Below are 20939 nucleotides of genomic sequence, written 5' to 3' on the forward strand. Positions count from 1 at the left end.
GTTGCTCACAACGAATAACACGAATAAAGAGCTCAGCAAAACTGTTGAGCTCTTTAGTTTTATCTACACACTAACTTACACAAACTCTAAGTCAGGGTGTGCAAATGCTTGTTGGCAGACAGTGAGTACATGATCAACTTCAGCAGCTGTCATGTCTGCATTGACTGAAAAACGGATGATGTTTTTGTTCCTTCCAGTTGCAGGGCGGCAAAACACTGCGCCGTAAACATTTCGCTCTTCGAGAAAGTCGCGGACTCGCTCAGTGTTTCTCTCGTTACCACATTCTAATGCGATAATTTGTGATTCACTGCGAATAGTAAATCCAATGCGTTTTAAACCAACGGCTAAAGACTTGGCTCTTTCAAACAGAATATCTCGCTTATCATCTGATTTTCTTATGACTTCCAGTGTTTTCTCTAGCCGAATGATCTCTTGCGGTAATACGGTAGAACTAAATATTGCAGGGTACGCCACAAATGGAAGCGTCTTCGCCAGTTTTTCTGGGCCTAAAATCGCGCCAGCACGATAAGCAAATGTCTTGGCAAGACTAACGGTAATAAAATCTACCTTATGAGTTAAGCCAAGACCCTGCAGTATCCCCGCACCTTGTGGACCGTGTGTACCTAAAGAGTGTGATTCATCTACAACCAGGCCGCAGTCAAACTCCTGTGCTATTTCGTAGATATCACGTAGAGGAGCGATGGTCCCGATAGTGCTGTAAACCGAATCCACAACAATGATCCCTGAACCGTGACGTGAAATCTGTTTTCTTAGGTGACTGGTGTTGTTATGCATGAACGGATGAATTTGTGCTCCGGCAATACGTGCGCCTTCCCACAAAGACATATGTGCAAAGAAATCAATGTACACAGGTATGTTCGGTGCACAAATAGTCTGCAATAAACCGACATTCGCAGCCCAACCAGATTGAGAAAGTAGACAACTAGGCATACCAACGAAACTGGCTAGTTGCGTTTCAAATACAGGTTTCGATTCATCGTCTTGTAAGAAAATCGCGGACATCACGACGTTGTCATCGTGCTGGGAAATCGCATCACGATGCGCGTTTTGAATCTCCTTATTATGAGACAGTGCAAGGTAATCATTGCTTTGCAGGACAACGGCATTACACGGTGGGCGTTTACCAAGAACAAGGTGTTTTTTGTTCTCATTCGGTTCGATTAGATCTTGAATATAAAAATCTAGGCGTTCCTCGATAAAGGAGGGAAGTGGTTTGCTTTGTATAGTTTCACTCATAATAAATCTCTTCTTCATATGGAAAAACGCCAGCGCTGACACTTATTCATATTGCGGATTTTGGGGAGAGTGTCACTAACCAGGTTGCATAAGTTTGCAGACCCTTGCAAACTCGACATTTGAGGGTTGGATGGTGGCTGTAACTCTATAGGGGCCCGGGGTCTAAACTAGTTTGTGCTTAAAGTTTATACGGCGATTTTGCGGTGTTTTTTCGTGCTTCATATCTGGGATTTTGGATGAGGAATATAAAGTTTGAAAAGTGAAAAAAATGGGCGCATTAGATAACAAAAAAGGCGCGAAAATCGCGCCTTGAAACATGAGTAGATAAGAGACAAGCTTATCGCTTATTACGTAAATAGCGCTTACGACGCTCTTCTTTACGCTTCGCTTTCTCTTCTTCTTTACGGGCGGTTTCAATCTCGACTTCAATCAGCTCTTGAGTGATCATTTCTGGGCGTTCTAATGTAATTTGGCCCAAAGTGCCTTGACGAAGTTCGTGCAATAAGATCTCTGATACTTTGTGCAAGTCAACACGTCCACCTGCACGTAGTGCACCGCGGCGACGACCAATTTCTTCCATGATCTCGATATCTGATTCTGGAAGCTCTTCAATTTGATAACGCTCTTTAAGTTTGTCTGCATAATGAGCTGCTAGGTATTCAATGGTATAGAATGCGACTTCGTCATATTCCATCGCTGTATCTTTTACCGCGCCAGTAGCCGCAAGGCGGAAGCCACTGTGTGGATTTTCCACTTTTGGCCATAAAATCCCTGGAGTATCAGATAATACGATGCCATTTTGCAGGTTGATACGTTGTTGACGACGTGTAACCGCGGGTTGGTTACCTGTTACAGCGATTGTTCGACCTGCGAGGGTGTTAATGATCGTCGACTTTCCAACGTTTGGGATGCCCATGATCATGGTGCGAATGTTTTTACCAATTTCTTCTCGGTGTGGGGCAAGTTTGCGGCAAAGCTCCATGATTCGATGCACTTCTTGTGGTTCAGAAGTCGTGATCGCCATTGCTTTTACATGTTGCTCTTGCTCCAAGTGCTCAATCCACAGTTGAGTTAATTCTGGATCGGCCAAATCACGTTTGTTCAAAACTTTAACGACAGGTTTGTCACCACGGATTTGAGAAATCAAAGGGTTTTCACTACTGAAAGGAATACGAGCATCCAGTACTTCGATGATCACATCCACTTGAGGGATTGCTTCTTCGATCTCTTTACGTGCTTTGTGCATGTGGCCAGGAAACCACTGGATTGAGTTATTAACCATTTGAATTTAATACCTTAATTTTTCTAATGCTCCAGCGGTTGTAAAAGTAGCAATGTGAGTCTTGAGTAATACAATACTAGAACGCATTTTCTAAAACTGTGTTTACTTCAAGCTGCTCGAAACCGCGGAGTTGAGCTTTCTTTCATGTTAATACGCCAGTTTATCATGGAATGATGATGAATCATTCAAGATGAAAGTAAAAAGCTATGGCGTGCAAACCTAAAAGCACACATCCCTTATGTATACCGACTCGCAGTGAATATCCGTCTGGGTGAGAGACCGAACGCAAACGCTGTGTAGTCAAAGGTGGATTGTGTTGTCAGATTGTTCTGACGAATTTTGGTTTTTTACTTTTATATCAGAGTGTTATTTTTATTTCACTATTGAGCTAAGTTTGACTTTTATCTGACAAAAACTAGTCTGAGCTTCCATTCAGAGGAAGCAGTCATGCTCAGTATTCTTAGAAGTATTACGGTATCGTCCGTCGCCTTAATTTTTTTAGCGAGTTCTTTTTGCTCAACTGCCAAACAGAGTCCTAAACCGAAGGTCATCGTTGGTGTTATTGCGCAAGACGAAGCTAAAGACTCGTTTGACGGTAGCGTTGGTCCTTCGTACGGAATTAGTCTTGAGTATTTGTCTAACATTACTAAAGCTTTGGATTATGAGTTAGAACTTCGGACTTACAAGCATATTCCGTCTTTACTTGCGGATGTCGAAAGCAAGAAGATTGATGGTGCGGTTGGATTTAGTAAAACAGCAGCAAGAGAAAAGCGTTTCTTGTTTTCGATGCCTTTCTTTTCGAGCACTATCGCTGTTTGGTATCGGAATGCCACTTACCGAGATAGTGATGCGCGTGATCTTAAATGGGTGTGTGTTGAGGGCAGTGTGTATTGTGACAACCTCACTGAACGTGGTATCGATAAGATACATTATGTTAAAACACGTTTAGAGGCGTTTAATGAAGTTAAGCGAGGTAAAGCGAACGCGCTGATTTACACTTATGTTGGTATTACCCAATATTTGGATTTGAATGACATTGTAAAAGGGGTTGTCGATATTCCCAGTTGGTTGAAAAACGAAGAGGTGAGTTTTATCGCTTCGTTGGACAAACAGAGTCTGATCGATGACATCAACAAAATCCTTCAGTGGGAGCAAAATGGAAAAAACATTCGCTCCGTCGCCTCGAAAAATCCTTACCATATCAGTGATAAGTTATTGGTAGATTACCGACGTAATCATCAAAACAAACTAGTGATAACTTACAGCAGCAGTGACGAAGCTTATCCGTTTCTCTACCGAGATTCGCAAACGGGCGAGTTAGATGGCTTCTTTCCAGATTTTGTCGACTTATTGCAGTCTCGTACTGGCTTGAGCTTTAAGTATGTGAAGCCGACGTCGAGCCTTTCAAATGGATTAACGGCATTTGATGCCGATATAGTCCCCATCTCTTATGTGGGTGAGCTACCTAAGTCAGATTGGTTGTTCACTAAACCATTCATGCACAGTAATTACGTGGCTATCCAAGCGGAGCAGAGCAAGCGCGATAAATCTGCACTGAAAGAAGCGGGTATTCTGCTCACTTTGAAAAAGCAAGGGTTAGTTCATTTGGGCACTTGGCAGCAAGGCCAAGTTGATCATTATGATGATTTGAAAAAGCTGCTTACCGATTTGAAATCGGGCGTTTTGGATGTGGCTTACATTCCTGACGACATCGTTCACAACATGATTGCACAAGATCAAGTCGATGGCTTGGTGATCAATGCGGAGGACGTTTTGACGTTCTCTAATGCATTTGCGGTTGCAAACCACAATACACAACTTCAACACATGTTGAACAGCATCATCGAAACCATTGATTCTAACGAGATCGAAAAACTGCTGCGTTCTCACCGAAGCTTCAAACTGACTTATGGCTATGACGCGGAGCAGATCGCTACATTTGTTGTTGCTGGTTCATTCATATTCTGTCTCATGTTAATTGCGGCGTATTTCATCTTATCTCACATGCGACTTAAAGTGAGGTTAGCCGAATTTAATGCTGACAATGAGGAAGCGGAAAAGCAATGGCTGATGGACATCATCAAAGAGATCAATAGCTTGGTTTTTATCCATAGTGAAAATAACCATATGGAGATGAGCAATTGTGCCAACTACAACAGTAAACAGTGCCAACAATGTAAGTTGAAAAGTGATTCTGCGCACGCTCCTCTGGTGAATAATTTTGATGAACTAACCACTGTTATCGCTGGAAAGCGTATTTCAGAAGAGGTTGCCTCGTCGGGCTGTGAACTTGATATTAAACATGTATATCGAGAACGCAAAGTCATCGCTTCTCCTAGCGGTAAGAACAAGTTTGTACTGACTGTTATTCAAGATATTACCCAGCAAAAAGAACGTGAGCAGGCGTTAATCGATGCGCAAAAAGAAGCGCAAACCGCGGTACGTGCGCGCGAAAACTTTTTGGCAACCATGAGTCACGAATTAAGAACGCCATTGTCGGCAGCACACGGCATCCTCGATTTGCTAAATCGCCAAGTGACGGCAGATTCAAATCGCGAGTTAATTGCCCAAGCCATACGCTCGCTCAATCATTTGAATACGCTAGTAGACGAAGTACTGGATTATTCAAAGTTAGAGGCAGGGCACTTAACCGTCGCCCCAGTTAAGACCGACTTGCTTAAAACCTTGTGCGATGTGTTTCGAAGCTTTGAACCACGAGCGCTTGCGAAAGGTTTGGATTACAAAGTGACAATCAAACCATTTTCGAATGCTTTCATTGAAATCGACGCGCTGCGATTGGTGCAAATTACCACCAATCTACTCTCCAATGCGGTGAAATTCACTGCCGAAGGAGAAGTTGGAATCAGTGTCATTCTTCATGAAAAGCAGCTTATTTTGAAAGTGGCGGATTCAGGTATCGGCATGACGGATGACCAACTCGAAGGCATCCTCAATCCTTTTGTTCAAGCGGATGACACTATTACGCGTAAATATGGCGGTACTGGATTGGGGCTAAGCATTGTTGACCGATTGATCGACTGCATGGGCGGCGTGCTCTGCTTCGATTCACAATTTGGCTTGGGCACGACGATTACTGTCAGACTGCCAATTGAGCATTGCGACTCTGAGCCAGACGTTTGTTTGAACTGGACGTATAGCGAGAGCTTACCACTTAATATTCGCCAGTGGTGTAACGCGTGGAAAATGCGTCCAGCGACGTTAAAAACAATGGTGGCGAACCTTCACCCTATACACGACAGCGATGCCAGTTTTAATGGCCTAATGCTGCGTGACGAACAAAGGGTACTTGGCAGTCTTACGCTAAGAGAGATTCAATATCCAGATACATTGTTCAATTTGCTCAGCCAAACGCAGCAAGAAACCAAGCTTAGTGACGTAAATCAAGAAGTGGTTTCTTGGGTTCTCGGCACGGTACTGGTCGCAGAAGATAATCCCATTAACCAAAGTGTGATAGCAATGCAGCTTCATGAACTTGGAATCGAACCTGTCATTGTGAATAACGGCCGCGAAGCATGGGAATACATCAACCAAGATGAAAACGTTGTGTTGCTGCTGACCGATTTTCATATGCCAGAAATGGATGGCTATGAGCTTGTTAGGCACGTGAAAAACTCCGAATTTAAAGCAATTCCAATCATCGGTATGACAGCAGAAGATGCTCGTCTTGCCATTGAGCGCACACAGGATATCGGGATTGATGATGTGCTCTACAAGCCCTATGACCTTAATCAATTAAAAACCGTTTTGATTCCATTTATTGGCGAAAAAGAGAGGGGTAGGCTGCCCGGCTGGATTAAACGGTTCAAAGCACAGGACGCAAAAGAGATTGCGCGCGTGTTTAGTCAATCAATGTCTACAGATATAAAAAACTTAAACGCCGCATCGACTGAGCGAGACAAAAAACGGGTCATTCATGGCATCAAAGGAGCGGTTGGGGCGATAGGGGTAAGCATGCTGGCTGAGCTTTGTATTGAGGCAGAACGAGTTACTGCTGCGGAGTTTGACAGGCGAACAGCGGAGCTAATTTTACGAATCGAGCAGGAGATCGAAAACATAAACTATTGGGTAGAGACAAATGAATACACAACTTAATGTGATGGTGATTGATGACCATCCGCTACAAACCACAATACTTTCGCAAATATTGGATCGCTATTGCGCGCAAGTCATCCCTTTTAACTGTGTGGATGCTGCTATTCAGAGTGTGCAGGAACAACATTTTGACGTAATTTTTTGTGATATCCAAATGCCCGGAAAAGACGGTATCGATATGATGGAAATGCTCGATGAAGTCCAGTACCAGGGGCAAGTTGTACTGGTCAGTGCAATGGAATTGACCATTATTTCTGCGGTAAGAGCCATGTGCGAGGGATTTAGTTTTGAAGTATTGGGGAAGCTGCCTAAGCCATACGATGAAAATGAAGTCGTTGATTTGTTGTGTAAAATAAAAGATGAAAAAGCGAAACAAGTCAGCTTTGCTCAACCTATTGAAGTAGAAGATCAAGAATTCCTGTTTGCTCTGGCTGAAGGGCGAGTGAAAAATTATTACCAGCCTTTAGTCGATGTGCAAAGTGGGGAAGTGCTTGGGTATGAAGCGCTCGCGCGTTGGAATCATCCTATTTATGGTGTGTTACCCCCTCATTATTTTTTGCCAATTGTAGAGCGTTGCCGCCTTTCAGGAGAGTTGTTTCAAGCTGTATTGAGTAATGTTATCTATGACATGAAACACCGCGGATTGACGCAAAACGTATCCATCAATGTAGACCATGAAAATTTAGAAGATACGGCGTTCTCTCATTACTTTTTACAGCAATGTTTAGAGAGCGAGATTGACCCATCACAAATCACCATTGAAATTACAGAGCGAGATACATTTCAGACTAGCGCGTCCCTGTACAAGAATTTACTCAAGTTGAGGATGAACGGTGTCACTGTCTCAATAGATGATTTTGGCACGGGTTCATCAACGTTTGAAAAACTGGCTCAACTGCCATTCAACGAGTTAAAAATCGATCGTTCGTTTGTACAAGGTGTCGAATGCGACATCAAAAAACGCAACATCGTTGTTGCTATTTGCGCGTTAGCGAAAAGTTTGAATATACGACTGGTCGCGGAAGGTATTGAAGACGAAGTCACACTGCAAGCGATACGTGAGTATGGGATTGATCTTTGCCAAGGCTTCTACATTGATAAACCCATGCCACTAGAAGCCATAACCATACTAAATGAAAGATATGAATAAATTGAATTACTTGATCTTTGACGATCATCCTCTCGTTTGTGTTGCAATCAAGTCGTTGTTGGAAGAGTTAGGGAAAACAAATGGGGTATTTACTGCAACATCAGCGAAGATGGCATTACAAATATTGAAAAAGGAAGAAATTCAACTGTTGATCTTAGATGTGAACTTGGCAGATTGCGATGGGTTTGATTTCTACAAACGTATCAAATCCCATGGTTATGAAGGCAAAGTCATTTTCTTCTCCGCTGAAACTAGCCAAATGTACAGCCAAATGGCTTTTCGTTCTGGCGCTGATGGCTATGTGTGTAAATCGGAAAATCACGACATTCTTAAAGACGCGATAGAAGCGGTAGAGAAGGGGTATACCTTCTTCAAATTTAAGCAAGTTGTTAACAGCGTTCGAGAAATGCCACAACTTTCAAGCAGAGAAAGTGCAGTAATGAAGTATTTACTACAAGGAAAGTCCAATAGAGAAATCGCTTCAGTGCTATCAATAAGTGACAAAACAGTCAGCACATACAAACGCCGTCTATTGGATAAATTTAACGTAAAGAACATTGTTGAGCTAACAAGAGTGGCGGGGGCGTAAGACCGCATCATGACACTTAAAAGTATCGCGTTGTCTCTTTTCATCGCAACATTACTATTCGTCACTTCTGTCACAATGATTGGTGCGGTGTTAATTTCTTATGAAGTAAAGCAGTTCAACACTTACGCGAATAATTTAGCCAAAATAAAACAAAAAGTAATTCTCATGGGGCTATTGACGGAAGCGCAGCTCGAGCAATACAAAGGCATGAGCGTGAGTGAAGTAGAAGCGCAAACAGAGCTGAGCTTTCAAGATGCGATTTACTCCCTGTCACCTTATGAAAAACTCAATTACGTTGAAGCTGTTGCACGGAAATCGCTTCATCAGGCTGAAGCGTATTTATCAAATGCGTTCAATCGACAAAATGCCGTTATGTATTTTCGTTCTTATACTGGAAACAAACTCATCTTAGAGAGACCGATTGAAGCGCTAGAGGGAGTGAAAGCCACATTTGATGTTGATTGGTGTAAAAGTAACTATTCTTGTGTGTTAGCCGCGTGGAAAGAGCAACTAACGGACCGGGTATTGTTTTCCCTACCATTTAAAACGACATACTCCGATGACATGGCGATAAGCATCATGAGTCCGGTTTACTTTCAAGGTGAGTTAGTGGGAGAGTTCTCGGAACAATTATACCTCTCGCCGCTTTATAATGATGGGAAAGCGGTGGATGTTCAAATAGCGAATGGGAACAAACAAATGGTGATTTATTTCGCTGGCTACCCCTTTCCATCATTCGCGTACACCCAATCATATGTCGCAGACAACAACAATCTTATCGTTTACATGTACCCATTCAGTAAAATTGTATTGGATTACGTGTTCTTGTTTATCATCTTCTTTTTCGTAACCTTAGCGTATTACAACAAAGCTTATGAATCTAAAGAGAGCAAACTTCGCCTCGCGAAAGCACTGACGAACGTGACGAAAGATGATTTAACGGGATTGTTTAACCGCAGAGTTTTTCAAGATAGCGAGTTCAAACGTCGTTTGGAAACCGCGCCATATTCCGTCATTGCAATAGATGGCGATAGGATCAAGCGAATCAATGACCATTACGGCCACCATGTAGGGGACGAAGTTATTGGGGTTATTGCTGGTGCTATGTCTAAAGTGTTTCGAAATAGTGATTATCTAGTTCGAACTGGTGGTGATGAGTTTGTTGCGATTCTGCCAGGTTGCAGTATCAGCCAATCTTCAATATTGGCGAAGAAGCTTCGTAGTGTCGTTAAAGATAACCGACTAAAGACCTTGGATATCGAGGTTAGTGTGAGTACTGGTATCGCGGCGAATGAGTTACACGAAACGCTTCAGGACGTTATTGTACGTGCAGATGAAGATCTCTATGAGATGAAAAAACACAGACAAAAGTCCCATTAAGCAGGTCTAGTATTGACTAAATGTTAAGTTACGGAACATAACCATGACATAACTGTTTGATTAATTTGACCAAACAGAATGAGTGGTCTTTTATATTAGAGCAGTCAACAAATAGTGATTGCTCTATTTATTCTCGACCTTACATCTGGTGTCGCGCGTGAACAAAGATCTCGACTTAAACTTACTTAAAATACTTGTCTTACTGGATAAGCACCGTCAGCTCAAGCCCGTTGCGAAAGCGATGGGGAAGAGCGAAGCGTCAATTAGCAAATACCTTGCCCGATTGCGACTCCAGCTAAACGATGAATTGTTTATTCGGCATCCTCACCACATGGAACCGACGGACTATTTAAAACGTCAATTACCTAAAATTTCCGATGCACTCGAGAAGCTTGAAACTTGTCTAATTAGAGATGAGTTTGAACCGGAAAATTACGAAAAAGACATCACCATTTGTTTACCGCAAACCGCTCAATACTCATTTGGGCATTTACTTGCAATGGATTTAATGGCGCTGTTTCCCAAGGCGCACATTTCGATAGCAACGATTACAGAGTATACGATAGAAGAGATAATCCTAGGCAAAGTGGATGCGCAATTACATTACTTCAACGAGGATGTTCCGAAATCTGTTTATCAGAAGTTCATCGGCTATGCGCCTGCTGTGGTAGTTGTCCCTGAAGAGCTGGGAATTACCACTCTGGAAGAAGCGGCCAAACTTCCCTTTATCATGTTAGAGATTATCGGTTGGAAAGAGAAAGAGCAGCTCGTTAAGCGTGCAATGGAAAGCCACGGTATGGTCATCAACCGTATTGCGGCTCTAGACAACGTAAGCAGCGTATTGAAGCTAATTAAGCAAAAAAGCGCCGCAACCGTGCTACTTGAATATCAGGCGCCAATTGATGGATATAAATTTATAAGAGTGCCAGAGCATTTTTACCCAGATGACTGGCCAAAAGTGGTTGTACAGGTGAAGCAAAGCTTAAGACATGATGCAATGCACCAGTTGTTAATCGGTGCTATTGCAAAATACATGAGCGCTTAGCGGCAAAACTCAATGTTTTCTAACTGAGGAATAGTATGCAGAAGTTCAATCAACGTGTCCGCATGGTACTTTTTCAGAATACGCGTTTTGTAGGTGCTGATTGTTTTAGCGCTGAGTGAAAGTTGTTCAGAAATCTTCTTATTTGAGTAGCCTTGTACAAGATAATGGAACACCATGGCTTCGCGATTTGAAAGTGTTACGTTACCCGACGATGGTGTGTGAGTCGACTTAAACATTGAGTAACCGCGTGAAACACTCACAATTGCGTCAATAATGGTCTCTCTTGTTTCATGTTTGCTTAAGAAGCCATTTGCGCCCATTTCGTACGCTGCTTTAGAAAGACTCGAGTAGTCACGTGAAGAAACAAATAACAGTCGGCCACGATATCCTGTCGCTAAAATGTTTTTGGCTAAACGCATACCATCGCGGTCGCCAAGCACTACGTCTAAAATAATCAAATCAATCTTTTGGCCTCGAACAAGATCCATCACTTCCGCACTGTCAGTGGTTTGAATCACTTCAGCTGTGTTGACTACAGATTCAACTAGAGAAGCAAGAGCTTCGCTATACAATGGTTGAGCGTCGATAATAAGAACATTATTCAAAGTTAACCTCACCTAATACATCAACTAGTGTGCTGTCAGGCAACAGCGCAATTGGATGAATAGGATTGTAGGAAAAACCTTGCTAAGAGGAAGGAAAATGACTCTTTCCAAAAGTGAAAATCAGTGTCTTGATTATGGGAATAACGAGCTCAGGTATTGAAGCACCTAGTGATAGGATAATTGCTTAAAACTTACGCTGACAGAAAACTAACAAACTGAAAGTATTCTTTCAGTGTTCTATGCCTTCAGATTTTCTTGTGATGTTTCTAGCGCTTCGATTTAAACCCGTGTGTTAGCAAGCGCAGTTTTATACCAAGCCACTTGAAGAGAGCTTGTTCTACACCAGGCATGAGCACGCTAGCCAACTTTGCACTGATATCTGTTGGATAGGTTTGGCTATTGACGCTGAACATCACTTCAAATTATTTCTAAACTTTTCATTGACTCGGCCGCTAAAAGTGGAGGTGTTAATTCGCACTTTGGCCACTCATAATTTCGTGTTCAAAAATGAGACAATTTTACATGGTTTGGTATGGAAATGTGCGTTAGCCGTCCTTTTGATGGTTTACAAATTTTGTTGTAACGACTAAAAAGGACTTTTGGATTTTTAGCCAGAGAATGGCTTCTCATGGCGTTTGCATCAAACTTTTTCTGATGCGTATTTTTGGTTGGATAATTGGCTTTATGAGTAACGTAACCAGCACCATTTTGACAGAAAGTGGTACCAATGAGCTTGAAATCATCGAGTTTCATTTAGAAAAAACATTGCCAGATGGCAGCACAAAAACTTGTTATTACGGCATTAACGTTGCGAAAGTACGAGAAGTGATTCGCGTGCCAGAAACAACCGATTATCCAAACGCACAACCTCATATGATTGGTGTGTTCTCATCCAGAGATGTACTGACGCCTTTAGTGGATTTAGCTGGTTGGTTAGGTGTACCAACACGACAAGATCTGGAGCGCAAGTTTGTAATCGTTACGGATTTCAACAAAATGACCAACGGCTTCTTAATTGACAGCATTTCGCGTATTCATCGCATCTCTTGGAATGATGTGGAATCACCAAGTCAGTTTTTGGAAGCGGGCGAACAAGATTGTGTAGTAGCCGTTGTCCGTAAAGAAGGCAACCTGATCATGATTCTCGACTTTGAAAAAATCATCGCAGACATCAACCCAGAATTGAGTATGGAAAAATACGATGTGAAAGGGGACAAGTCGGTGGATCTCAACCAGAGAATGGTCGGTAAGCGTAATGCTAAAACGATCATGGTGGTGGATGACTCAGCATTTATTCGCTCTTTGATCCAAGATACATTAGCTTCTTCAGGCTACAATGTGATCACATGTAAAGACGGTGGTGAGGCGCATGAGAAGTTGATGAGCTTGATCGAGGTTGCGAAAGAAGAAAACTTGCCAGTTAAAGAGCTATTAGATGCGGTGGTTACGGACGTAGAAATGCCTCGAATGGATGGTATGCACTTAGTGAAGAGACTACGAGATACCGAAGCGTTTCATGAAATGCCGATCATTATGTTCTCGTCATTGATGAGTGAGGATAACCGAGCGAAAGCACTATCTCTTGGCGCAAATGATACGATTACCAAGCCAGAGATTGGCCGCATGGTGAATATGATGGATAAATACGTGTTTAACTTTGCGTAAAAAACCGATCAGATGAAACAAATAAGGCTGCCGATTGGCAGCCTTATTTTTATTGAGGGCAGGGAAGAATATCTAAGGTGTAACTCTCGTTTGGAGTCTGCGGTGGCCCATATAAAATTCCGCATTGAGTTAGGCTACTATTTTTTTCGTCGGCTGCAGCAATGACCATTTCGCGAGTTGTTGAACCAGCCGGGTGATGAAATGTTTTCCAATCCGAGTCTTCTTCGTTCAGTCCTTGCACGAGTAACTTCATCGATTCGCTATCAGAATCAGGGTATCCATATAAAAAAACACAGCGCTTTGAACCACCAATATTACAGCCGTCAAATGGTAAATCTGCCATTAAAGCACTGTCTACGAAGTTTGAAACGTAAGGCTTGCTTTCCAATCCCGCAATCGCCATTTTCCCATAACCTACGCCTAATGCTGACGCAATAGCGCCTTTCATTCCTTCCAAACGAGCTTCACGTGCATCACTTTGAAGGTTTAAAAAGCGTGGCGCGGCAGTGACAGCAAGAATACCGAGCACGACAATAACTACGACTAACTCTATTAGAGTAAATCCCGTTTGTTTTTTCATATTATTTTCACAGCAAGTTAAAGGTAGAAAAACACTGACCGTACACTTGTTTATTGTGTAAATAAGTACGGTAATGATAAATCGATCAGTAGTATAAGGAGGTGAGTTGTAAAGTGCTATACCGACGCCGCACTAATTGACTGAATCCATTAAATGCTACGGAGAATTCACGGGTCTAATTCTGCTAGATTTTAAGAGGTCATTAATTCCGCTGAAGAAATGCTGCGTGAACAGGCGAGCATGAATCCTCTTCGATGTAAGCAAACATGTACATCAGTGGAATGAAATACAAAATGCAAATGAGGGCGAACCGCACAAATGGATTGTCTTTTTATTCACTTTGATGAATGCTACGCGGAATTCATATCGCAGTGTGCCTGAGGTATTCGGCATGCGAATGTGCTTTGGTTTTGTGTTTATTTTTCAAATATAAGAATAATCTAAATGGAATTCGATTCGATAAACTTCCTTGCAATAGGTTTGATATTTCTTGGCTCTTATGTCCAGACCGCAATCGGTTTTGGCTTGGCTATTGTTGCCGCACCTTTACTGATTCTTTGGGCGCCAGAATATGTTCCTGCGCCAATCTGTTTAGTCGCGTTATTTATTTCGTTGATGAATGCGATGAAGCACCGCAGTAGTGTTGAAATCGGCGGCTTAAAGATGGCGTTGATTGGGCGAGTGCCGGGATCAATTGCTGGTGGCTTGCTACTCTTTTTTGTATCTACACAAACTCTCACGCTTTGGATTGGTTTGTTGGTGCTGTTTGCAGTCGTGGTGAGTGTTTTACCGTTTCGGGTTGAGCCTACGCCTTCGCGTATGACATGTGCTGGTTTCTTTTCTGGGTTGTTTGGTACCAGTTCTGCGATTGGAGGCCCTCCGATGGCGTTATTGTTGCAGCATCAAGAAGCGAATCAGTTACGCGGCAACTTATCGGCTTTTTTTGTTTTCAGTTCGATTATTTCACTAATAGTACAAATCCCAGTGGGCTTCTTCACATTGCATCATTTGGTCATTACTATTCCTCTATTACCTGCTGCGGCGCTTGGTTACTGGCTAGCAATGAAAACTACCCAGTCGTTACCAAAAGAAAAGATTCGGTTTGGGGCACTTATGTTGTGTTTTGTGAGTGGCTTTACCGCCGTCGTACAAGCGTTGAGCCAATAATGCCATCTGCATCATAAAGTCACTGCGGGATTGCATTCCTTTTTATGTATGGCGGACTTGTTTACTTACGCCAAATTTGGTCGTTTAGATGGGCGATAGTTTTATGAATAACACTCGTTATGGCACTTTTATGGCAGCATTCTCCTTTGTGATCTGGGGATTGCTACCAATTTATTATCGTTATTTACCAAATGCTTCTATGGATGAGTTGCTAGCATGGCGAATCATTGGGTCTGTACCTGTCGGGTTTCTAATTGTACTTGGGATAACCCGTCGAGGGCTGAATTGGAAAGAAATCTGGCTTGATAAAAAATCCTTGTGGTACACGTTTGTGGCGAGCAGTTTGATGTGTATTTCTTGGAGTGCGTTCACTTGGGCTTTGACCCATCATCGGGTCATCGATGCCAGCTTAGGCTTCTTTATTGGGCCATTAGTATCTGTTGCGCTGGGCGTATTTATTCTTGGGGATAAGCTCTCAAAAGGCAAACTTATTGCAATCGTGCTGGCAACAATTGGTGTTATGTACCAAGTGATTCACTATGGTCAGCTGCCCGTTATCGCACTAACGATGGGGTTGTTCTTTGCTTTGTATGGGCTGTACAAGAAGAAGATAAATTATGACTGGAGTACAACCTTGTTTGTTGAGGCGTTGTTACTGACTCCAGTTGCACTCGCCTATTTGCTCTATAAACAATGGGCAACTGGCGAACTGGCTTCGGGCACAGATACCACAACATTGCTTTTGTATTTTGGCAGTGCACCTATCACACTTTTACCACTCGTATTTTATTCTATCGCAATACGTATAACTAATTTATCAACCGTCGGTCTAATGCAATACATCGAGCCAAGCTTGCAGTTTGTGTTGGCAGTTATGTTTTTTGGCGAGTTGTTTGACGAAGTGAAAGCGGTGACCTTTGCATTTATTTGGGTAGGGCTGTTGTTCACAATTTTTGAAAGTATTATCAAAGGGCATCGGCGCAAAAAGCTGGTCAAACACCCCTTATAGTGGTTTCAATATTCTCACATATTAGCTTCTTTATTCTTATGCCCTCCATTCGAGGGCATTTTTAATGTCATGAAGCATTGGCTTTCGTTTTTTGCCCGAATAGAAATCATAACTTGAGATTATTTGACGCATTATCATAATGATACCGCTATAGTTATAGCCAAGTGACACGCTTATATTAGTGAAAACCAGATCAAGAAGGACGACATATGATCACAGCTCTGTATGCCAACATTCTCGCAATACTCATTATTTGGTTGGCTGTTCAAGTAATTAAGCAACGTCGCTTAAATCAAATTGCTTATGCCGATGGTGGGGTAGAGGCTCTACAAATTGCTCGTAGTGCCCAGAGCAATGCGACAGAATATATCCCCATCACCCTAATTTTAATGGCACTTTTAGAATTCAATAGTGCTTACCCAACATGGATACATCTCACCGGTATTATTTTTGTAATTGGTCGAGTTATTCATGCTAAAGGCATATTGAGAAAAGACTTGAAAAAGCGCATTAGAGGGATGCAGGTGACATTTCTGGTGATACTTTCATTGGTTGTGTTAAATATGATTTACCTGCCATACGATAAGTTATGGTAAGTCTGCGACGTTACATTCCACCACCTTGGGTACTCGTTCTGATTGGATTAGTACTGAATATTGGCGCGATCATCGTTACTAGCTTAGTCCTTGATAAGTTGGGTAAACAGCACTCGCAGCTCGCAGAGCAAACAGCAGAAAACTTGTATTCCATCCAACTCGCATGGAACAGTGTGGAAACCCTAGAAAGGAAAAGAGAAGCTTTACTGCTGCATGTGCACATAAGTCATAGCGTAGCGATACCTTTAGAGCTAGAAGAGGTATTAGCAGGGCATTTATCTTCTTGGGTTCATAACGAGTCGGATGAAATAAAAATTGATCAACTTCCTCAACTAATGTCAAAGATAAATCAGGCACAAGCTTCGTATAGAGACCGCATCGATAATTACTACATTGAGAATGTAGGGCTCAATGAGGTAATGGCAAAGCAGGATGAAAAGATCGCTTGGTACAAGAATATCGGACTCTTCTTGCAAGTATTCGGACTTGCGTTAATCCTTGCACGCGACTTAGCTAGGAAGCAATAAAAGCAAGAGCTAAAGATCAGGTTTATTGCGAAATGCCAATGGTAGTTTGCAAATTGCAATTTATTCTGTGAGCAAACAGTAGCTATTGGTTAAGTTTTAATGAAAGTGATTAAATAACAACCTGTTTTTGTGCGCTGAAAAGTTGGCACGCCTCATGCTTTAGTATGAGTGACCCTTTCTAAGCCGAGGGTCACCTAGCCAACTGACGTTGTTAGTGAACCATCTTGTTCACAAATATATACAGCCAATCACGACTCCTTGTGGTTGGCTTTTTTTTATGCAATCTAGAACTGTGCTTTAATCCAGATCATGCGATGGTCAGAAGATACATCTTTACCATCACCATACTTACCGATACGTGCATCGTTAAATAGTTTACGCCCTTCTTCATAAGACGCTGACCAGTACACACCAGAGTCTATTACATTCAAATTTGCTGAAGGCAAGGCATAGTCTACCCCTAAGCCAAACGTTGAAGTGATGCGATTCGGATATGGGTGAGTTGAGCTGCGGTCAACAGCGTGTTCGGCTGCACCAAAGCTTGTTGGGTAAAGCTCACCATTCATCACGGTTTGATTAACCAATGGATCGTTGTGCAGCTCTTGCATTACAGAGCTAATACCGTCACCAGACACTGGATCAAGGTTTTGATCACCCATCATTACGAATTTAGCGCCGTTCGTTAAGCCACCTGTTTTACCCGCATCGTCGTAAAAATAGTCTTTGCCTTGAATGTAATGATGCCAAAACTCCACTTCTGCTGCGTTTTGCGCTTTGTTTTTACCGGTGTCGAATACTGGTGGAGTAGGATGAGACATCAACAAGTGTACAACTTCTTCGCCGTTGCGAGTTGGAATGATGATTGGTGCGTCAACGTGGTTTTTCGAAGATAGACGCACTTGATCCCATTCTTCCGCTGAGTACCATTCATCACCACACTTCATGCCGTCTGGAATCTTTTGCGAACCATCGCAGATAGTAATGGTTGGAATTTTCGCACCTTCCATATCTTTCCATTTAAATGCTTGGAATGTACGTGTGTTTGCTGTGTCAATTTTATACTTAGACATAAGGGCAAATGCATATTGACCATGGTACATGCCAAAGCCCCATGCATCACCTGGCATTTGACCTGCGGTTCCGTTGTTGTCGAGATCAAACTCACTCAACAACCCTGTATTAGTTGAGTAAGATTCAGCATAAGGGTATTCAATAGGCTCAAGGTTTGCTTCACCGCCCGCGCCATTGATGCTTTGCGCGACAGACAAGTAGTTCTTCTGGAATCCTTCAATGGCTGCTTTGTTTTCGCCTGTTCCCTCGTTGTTGTATTCCGCCATCATAAGAACATCAGGACGATTCTTTTGAATGATTGCTGCAACGTTACGAATTTGAATGACTTTTTCCGCAGTGGTTTTGTCTTCGGCTGCGATTGAACCGTCTAAATAAGAGGTGACCAACGCAGTTTGCTGCGTTGGTTCAATTTGCATTTCATCTACCAAAGTTTCGAAGGTAGCGCGGTCAAAAGAGAGGTTGTAAGTCGCTATTTTTACTTCTTTAGGCTGAACATTGACGTATTCAGTATCGTCATTACATCCAGATAGTAGAGCGGCGCCAACAAGGATAGCGATAGAGGTTTTGATTGCTTTCATGGGTACGTCATACCTTATAATTAATTCGGCTGAATATTAAAGTCATCAGTCATTGTTTTAAGCGATATTAGTCACACAAACGTTTTCATATTTACATGTTCAATTAGTTTTTGTGTGATTTGTGCAATAAATGCAACACTTTCAACACCAGAAGGTTATATGTAAATTGTTAAAAAACGGTGTCGTTATTGATGCGAAATAGAGAGTCCGCCACCGTTAAAAAGAAAAGCGTAGAATTTAAGCGTACATGAGATGTTTGAGTTGTATGTTTATCGCCGTGTTTTATTTTTTATGTTTAAATTTCTGTATATAATAAGCAGTCAATCAGAAGTGAGGACGACCTCACCGCTCTATCTTTTCTCGGGGACGACCCCATCTCGTTGGGAAATGTGACATGGCTTGGGGAATTCTCTTCATTGCGGGCTTGTGTGAAATCGCATGGGCTGTCGGTCTTAAATATTCACAAGGGTTTACCAAATTCGGTGCTTCGGCATTCACTATTGTCTTTATGTTATTGAGCTTTTGGTTGCTTGGCATTGCGTTAAGAACTTTGCCTTTAGGCATTGCTTATGGCGTATGGGTAGGGATTGGCGCAATAGGCACGGCAGTCGTGAGTATTTATCTGTTCAATGAGCCAGCAACACTTATCAAAGCCTTAAGCTTGCTAATGATTGTCGCTGGTATCGCAGGGTTAAAAATATCAGCTTAACGTTAGGCTAAACACAAAACAGCCAGAGTCACTCTGGCTGTTTTTCTAAATATCGTGTTTACGGTTCTGGGTAGGTATATCAAGCGTTGCGCTTAATAAAAGGTAACCGTAAGTGATGACCAAACGCATTAATTAATGCGCCTGTAACAATCAGACCGCCACCGACGTACGTCCAAATGATCGGAACCTCGCCAAAGAAAATGATGCCCAACAACACAGAAAATACGATCTGGATATACGAATAAGCGGAGGCTTTACCCGCTTGTTGAGTTTGCATCGCTTTGGTTAACCCCAATTGTCCAATTTGGGTAAAGACACCAACTAGAACCAACATGAAAGTCAGATATAGATCGGGCATTACAAAATCGTCGCCAATCAGTAAGAGTGAAGCGGGGAGAGCAACCAACGGGAAATAGAAAATGATCACTGAGCTGTCTTCTGTCTGACTCAGTTTTCTGACAATGACGTAGGCAATTGAGCTACCAAATGCGCCTAAGATCGCAATCATGACGCTAAACATTGGTAAAGCGCTATCTGAGCCTTGCCCAGTTTCTGGGCTTACCATGATATAGATGCCGAGTAAGCACAACGCAATACAAAGGAAAGTTGACGGCTGGATGCGCTCTTTCAAGAAAAATACGGCGAGTAGTGCAGTAAATACCGGATGAATATATTGGAATATCGTCGCTTCTGCCAAAGGTAAGGTGGTCACTGAATAATATACACACATCAGAGCCATCGTACCCACAGCACCGCGTGCAAATAGTAATGGCTTATTATTGCCCCATACAGAAATTCGTTTTCGCTTTACATCGAAATAACTAATGATAAGTGAAACGAGCGCTCTTGCTGCAACGATTTCAAAAACGGGGATACCGTAGTTGCCGACGTGCTTTACTGTAGCCGACATCAGAGCAAAGCCGAACGCGGAAAGCACCATAAAGCGCACACCGATGGGAATCATAGTGTTGAATGAATTGGACATTTTACTGCTCATTTGTTGCGACAGATCTCACTTTAGCATACTTAGTTAGCGATTAAATCCTCTCAACTCAAACACTTCTGTCGACAAGATGAATAAACAGTAAAATACGTAGCAATTAATCTGCCTCTCTCAGCGTAACAATAAAAACTCGATATTTAAGGAGCTTACATGATCCCGATAAAAGCAACGCATGTTTCAGGCGTTGTCATTTCAAAAATTGATGGCATAGAAAAAATGCTGTTACTCAAACGCGTAAAAGGTGGCTATTGGTGCCATGTTGCAGGTGGTATCGAAGCGGGTGAAGCCGGGTGGCAAACCATTTTAAGAGAGTTAAAAGAAGAGACACTAATTGACCAAGTTGAGTTACATACAGCAGACTTTCTAGAGCAGTTCTACGAAGCAAAAAATAACCGTATCATGGTTATCCCATGTTTTGTGCTATTTTGTCCGCCTAACCAATCAGTTGTTCTTAACGAAGAGCATACAGAGTATCGCTGGTGTACGCTTGAAGAAGCTAAGCAGCTGGCTCCGTTTGCCAATCAGCATCACCTCTATGAACATGTATGGAAGCATTATGTAGATGTGGCATCACTAACGCCATTTACGCTGATCGATCAAAAGGGCTAAATGA

General features: G+C 42.3%; 18 protein-coding genes. 12 read left to right on the forward strand and 6 right to left on the reverse strand.

The features are described 5' to 3' along the window. Positions 1 to 75: 75 nt before the first annotated feature. Positions 76 to 1257 (reverse strand): alpha-hydroxyketone-type quorum-sensing autoinducer synthase, encoded by a 1182-nt coding sequence (gene cqsA, locus R7Z50_RS02680; RefSeq protein WP_206969598.1) that lies wholly within the window; start codon positions 1255 to 1257, stop codon positions 76 to 78. A gap of 337 nt (positions 1258 to 1594) precedes the next feature. After that, positions 1595 to 2539 carry a ribosome biogenesis GTPase YlqF gene (ylqF, locus tag R7Z50_RS02685; protein WP_005376521.1) on the reverse strand — a complete coding sequence of 315 codons (945 nt, stop codon included), beginning with the start codon at positions 2537 to 2539 and terminating at the stop codon, positions 1595 to 1597. Positions 2540 to 2986: 447 nt separating this feature from the next. Between ylqF and R7Z50_RS02690 the strand changes: the two genes are divergently transcribed. The 5 genes from R7Z50_RS02690 (at position 2987) to R7Z50_RS02710 (ending at position 10816) form a co-directional block, all read left to right on the forward strand. After that, positions 2987 to 6652 carry an ATP-binding protein gene (locus R7Z50_RS02690; RefSeq protein ID WP_206969589.1) on the forward strand — a complete coding sequence of 1222 codons (3666 nt, stop codon included), beginning with the start codon at positions 2987 to 2989 and terminating at the stop codon, positions 6650 to 6652. Beyond that, on the forward strand, positions 6636 to 7802 hold the full coding sequence (locus R7Z50_RS02695) for an EAL domain-containing response regulator (RefSeq protein WP_318148850.1): 1167 nt from the start codon (positions 6636 to 6638) through the stop codon (positions 7800 to 7802). Before R7Z50_RS02690 ends, R7Z50_RS02695 begins: the two co-directional genes overlap by 17 nt. Beyond that, a complete protein-coding gene (locus R7Z50_RS02700; RefSeq protein WP_017635347.1) occupies positions 7795 to 8391 on the forward strand; it encodes a response regulator transcription factor in 597 nt (198 codons plus the stop codon). Before R7Z50_RS02695 ends, R7Z50_RS02700 begins: the two co-directional genes overlap by 8 nt. Positions 8392 to 8400: 9 nt before the next feature. Further along, positions 8401 to 9771 (forward strand): GGDEF domain-containing protein, encoded by a 1371-nt coding sequence (locus tag R7Z50_RS02705; protein WP_054701765.1) that lies wholly within the window; start codon positions 8401 to 8403, stop codon positions 9769 to 9771. A 157-nt stretch (positions 9772 to 9928) separates the two neighbouring features. Next, positions 9929 to 10816 (forward strand): LysR family transcriptional regulator, encoded by an 888-nt coding sequence (locus R7Z50_RS02710; protein WP_318148851.1) that lies wholly within the window; start codon positions 9929 to 9931, stop codon positions 10814 to 10816. On the opposite strand, the gene R7Z50_RS02715 is transcribed toward R7Z50_RS02710, so the two are convergent. After that, positions 10813 to 11421 carry a response regulator transcription factor gene (locus R7Z50_RS02715; protein ID WP_318148852.1) on the reverse strand — a complete coding sequence of 203 codons (609 nt, stop codon included), beginning with the start codon at positions 11419 to 11421 and terminating at the stop codon, positions 10813 to 10815. The genes R7Z50_RS02710 and R7Z50_RS02715 overlap by 4 nt on opposite strands. A 684-nt stretch (positions 11422 to 12105) precedes the next feature. Here R7Z50_RS02715 and R7Z50_RS02720 point away from each other — a divergent pair. Beyond that, positions 12106 to 13086: a chemotaxis protein gene (locus R7Z50_RS02720; RefSeq protein WP_025998672.1), complete on the forward strand. Its 981-nt coding sequence runs from the start codon at positions 12106 to 12108 to the stop codon at positions 13084 to 13086. Positions 13087 to 13135: 49 nt separating this feature from the next. On the opposite strand, the gene R7Z50_RS02725 is transcribed toward R7Z50_RS02720, so the two are convergent. After that, positions 13136 to 13666, reverse strand: coding sequence for a prepilin-type N-terminal cleavage/methylation domain-containing protein (locus R7Z50_RS02725; RefSeq protein WP_170896956.1), 531 nt, complete (start codon positions 13664 to 13666; stop codon positions 13136 to 13138). Between the two features lie 444 nt (positions 13667 to 14110). Between R7Z50_RS02725 and R7Z50_RS02730 the strand changes: the two genes are divergently transcribed. The 4 genes from R7Z50_RS02730 to R7Z50_RS02745 all read left to right on the forward strand — a co-directional run bounded on the left by R7Z50_RS02730 (position 14111) and on the right by R7Z50_RS02745 (position 16965). Next, a complete protein-coding gene (locus R7Z50_RS02730; protein WP_042520743.1) occupies positions 14111 to 14833 on the forward strand; it encodes a sulfite exporter TauE/SafE family protein in 723 nt (240 codons plus the stop codon). Between the two features lie 103 nt (positions 14834 to 14936). After that, positions 14937 to 15842 (forward strand): EamA family transporter RarD, encoded by a 906-nt coding sequence (gene rarD / locus R7Z50_RS02735; RefSeq protein ID WP_104976592.1) that lies wholly within the window; start codon positions 14937 to 14939, stop codon positions 15840 to 15842. 209 nt (positions 15843 to 16051) lie between these two features. Then, a complete protein-coding gene (locus R7Z50_RS02740; protein WP_206958808.1) occupies positions 16052 to 16438 on the forward strand; it encodes an MAPEG family protein in 387 nt (128 codons plus the stop codon). Continuing rightward, a complete protein-coding gene (locus R7Z50_RS02745; protein ID WP_005376508.1) occupies positions 16432 to 16965 on the forward strand; it encodes a hypothetical protein in 534 nt (177 codons plus the stop codon). Before R7Z50_RS02740 ends, R7Z50_RS02745 begins: the two co-directional genes overlap by 7 nt. 284 nt (positions 16966 to 17249) lie before the next feature. On the opposite strand, the gene R7Z50_RS02750 is transcribed toward R7Z50_RS02745, so the two are convergent. Continuing rightward, on the reverse strand, positions 17250 to 18614 hold the full coding sequence (locus tag R7Z50_RS02750) for an endonuclease/exonuclease/phosphatase family protein (RefSeq protein ID WP_005376507.1): 1365 nt from the start codon (positions 18612 to 18614) through the stop codon (positions 17250 to 17252). 394 nt (positions 18615 to 19008) lie between these two features. On the opposite strand from R7Z50_RS02750, the gene R7Z50_RS02755 reads away from it, so the two are divergent. Continuing rightward, a complete protein-coding gene (locus R7Z50_RS02755; RefSeq protein ID WP_005376506.1) occupies positions 19009 to 19323 on the forward strand; it encodes a DMT family transporter in 315 nt (104 codons plus the stop codon). Between the two features lie 79 nt (positions 19324 to 19402). On the opposite strand, the gene R7Z50_RS02760 is transcribed toward R7Z50_RS02755, so the two are convergent. Then, a complete protein-coding gene (locus R7Z50_RS02760; protein WP_005376505.1) occupies positions 19403 to 20308 on the reverse strand; it encodes a DMT family transporter in 906 nt (301 codons plus the stop codon). Between the two features lie 168 nt (positions 20309 to 20476). On the opposite strand from R7Z50_RS02760, the gene R7Z50_RS02765 reads away from it, so the two are divergent. After that, positions 20477 to 20935 (forward strand): NUDIX hydrolase, encoded by a 459-nt coding sequence (locus tag R7Z50_RS02765; RefSeq protein WP_005376504.1) that lies wholly within the window; start codon positions 20477 to 20479, stop codon positions 20933 to 20935. The last annotated feature ends 4 nt before the right edge of the window (positions 20936 to 20939 follow it).

The sequence above is a fragment of the Vibrio sp. 1249-1 genome, from assembly GCF_033340495.1.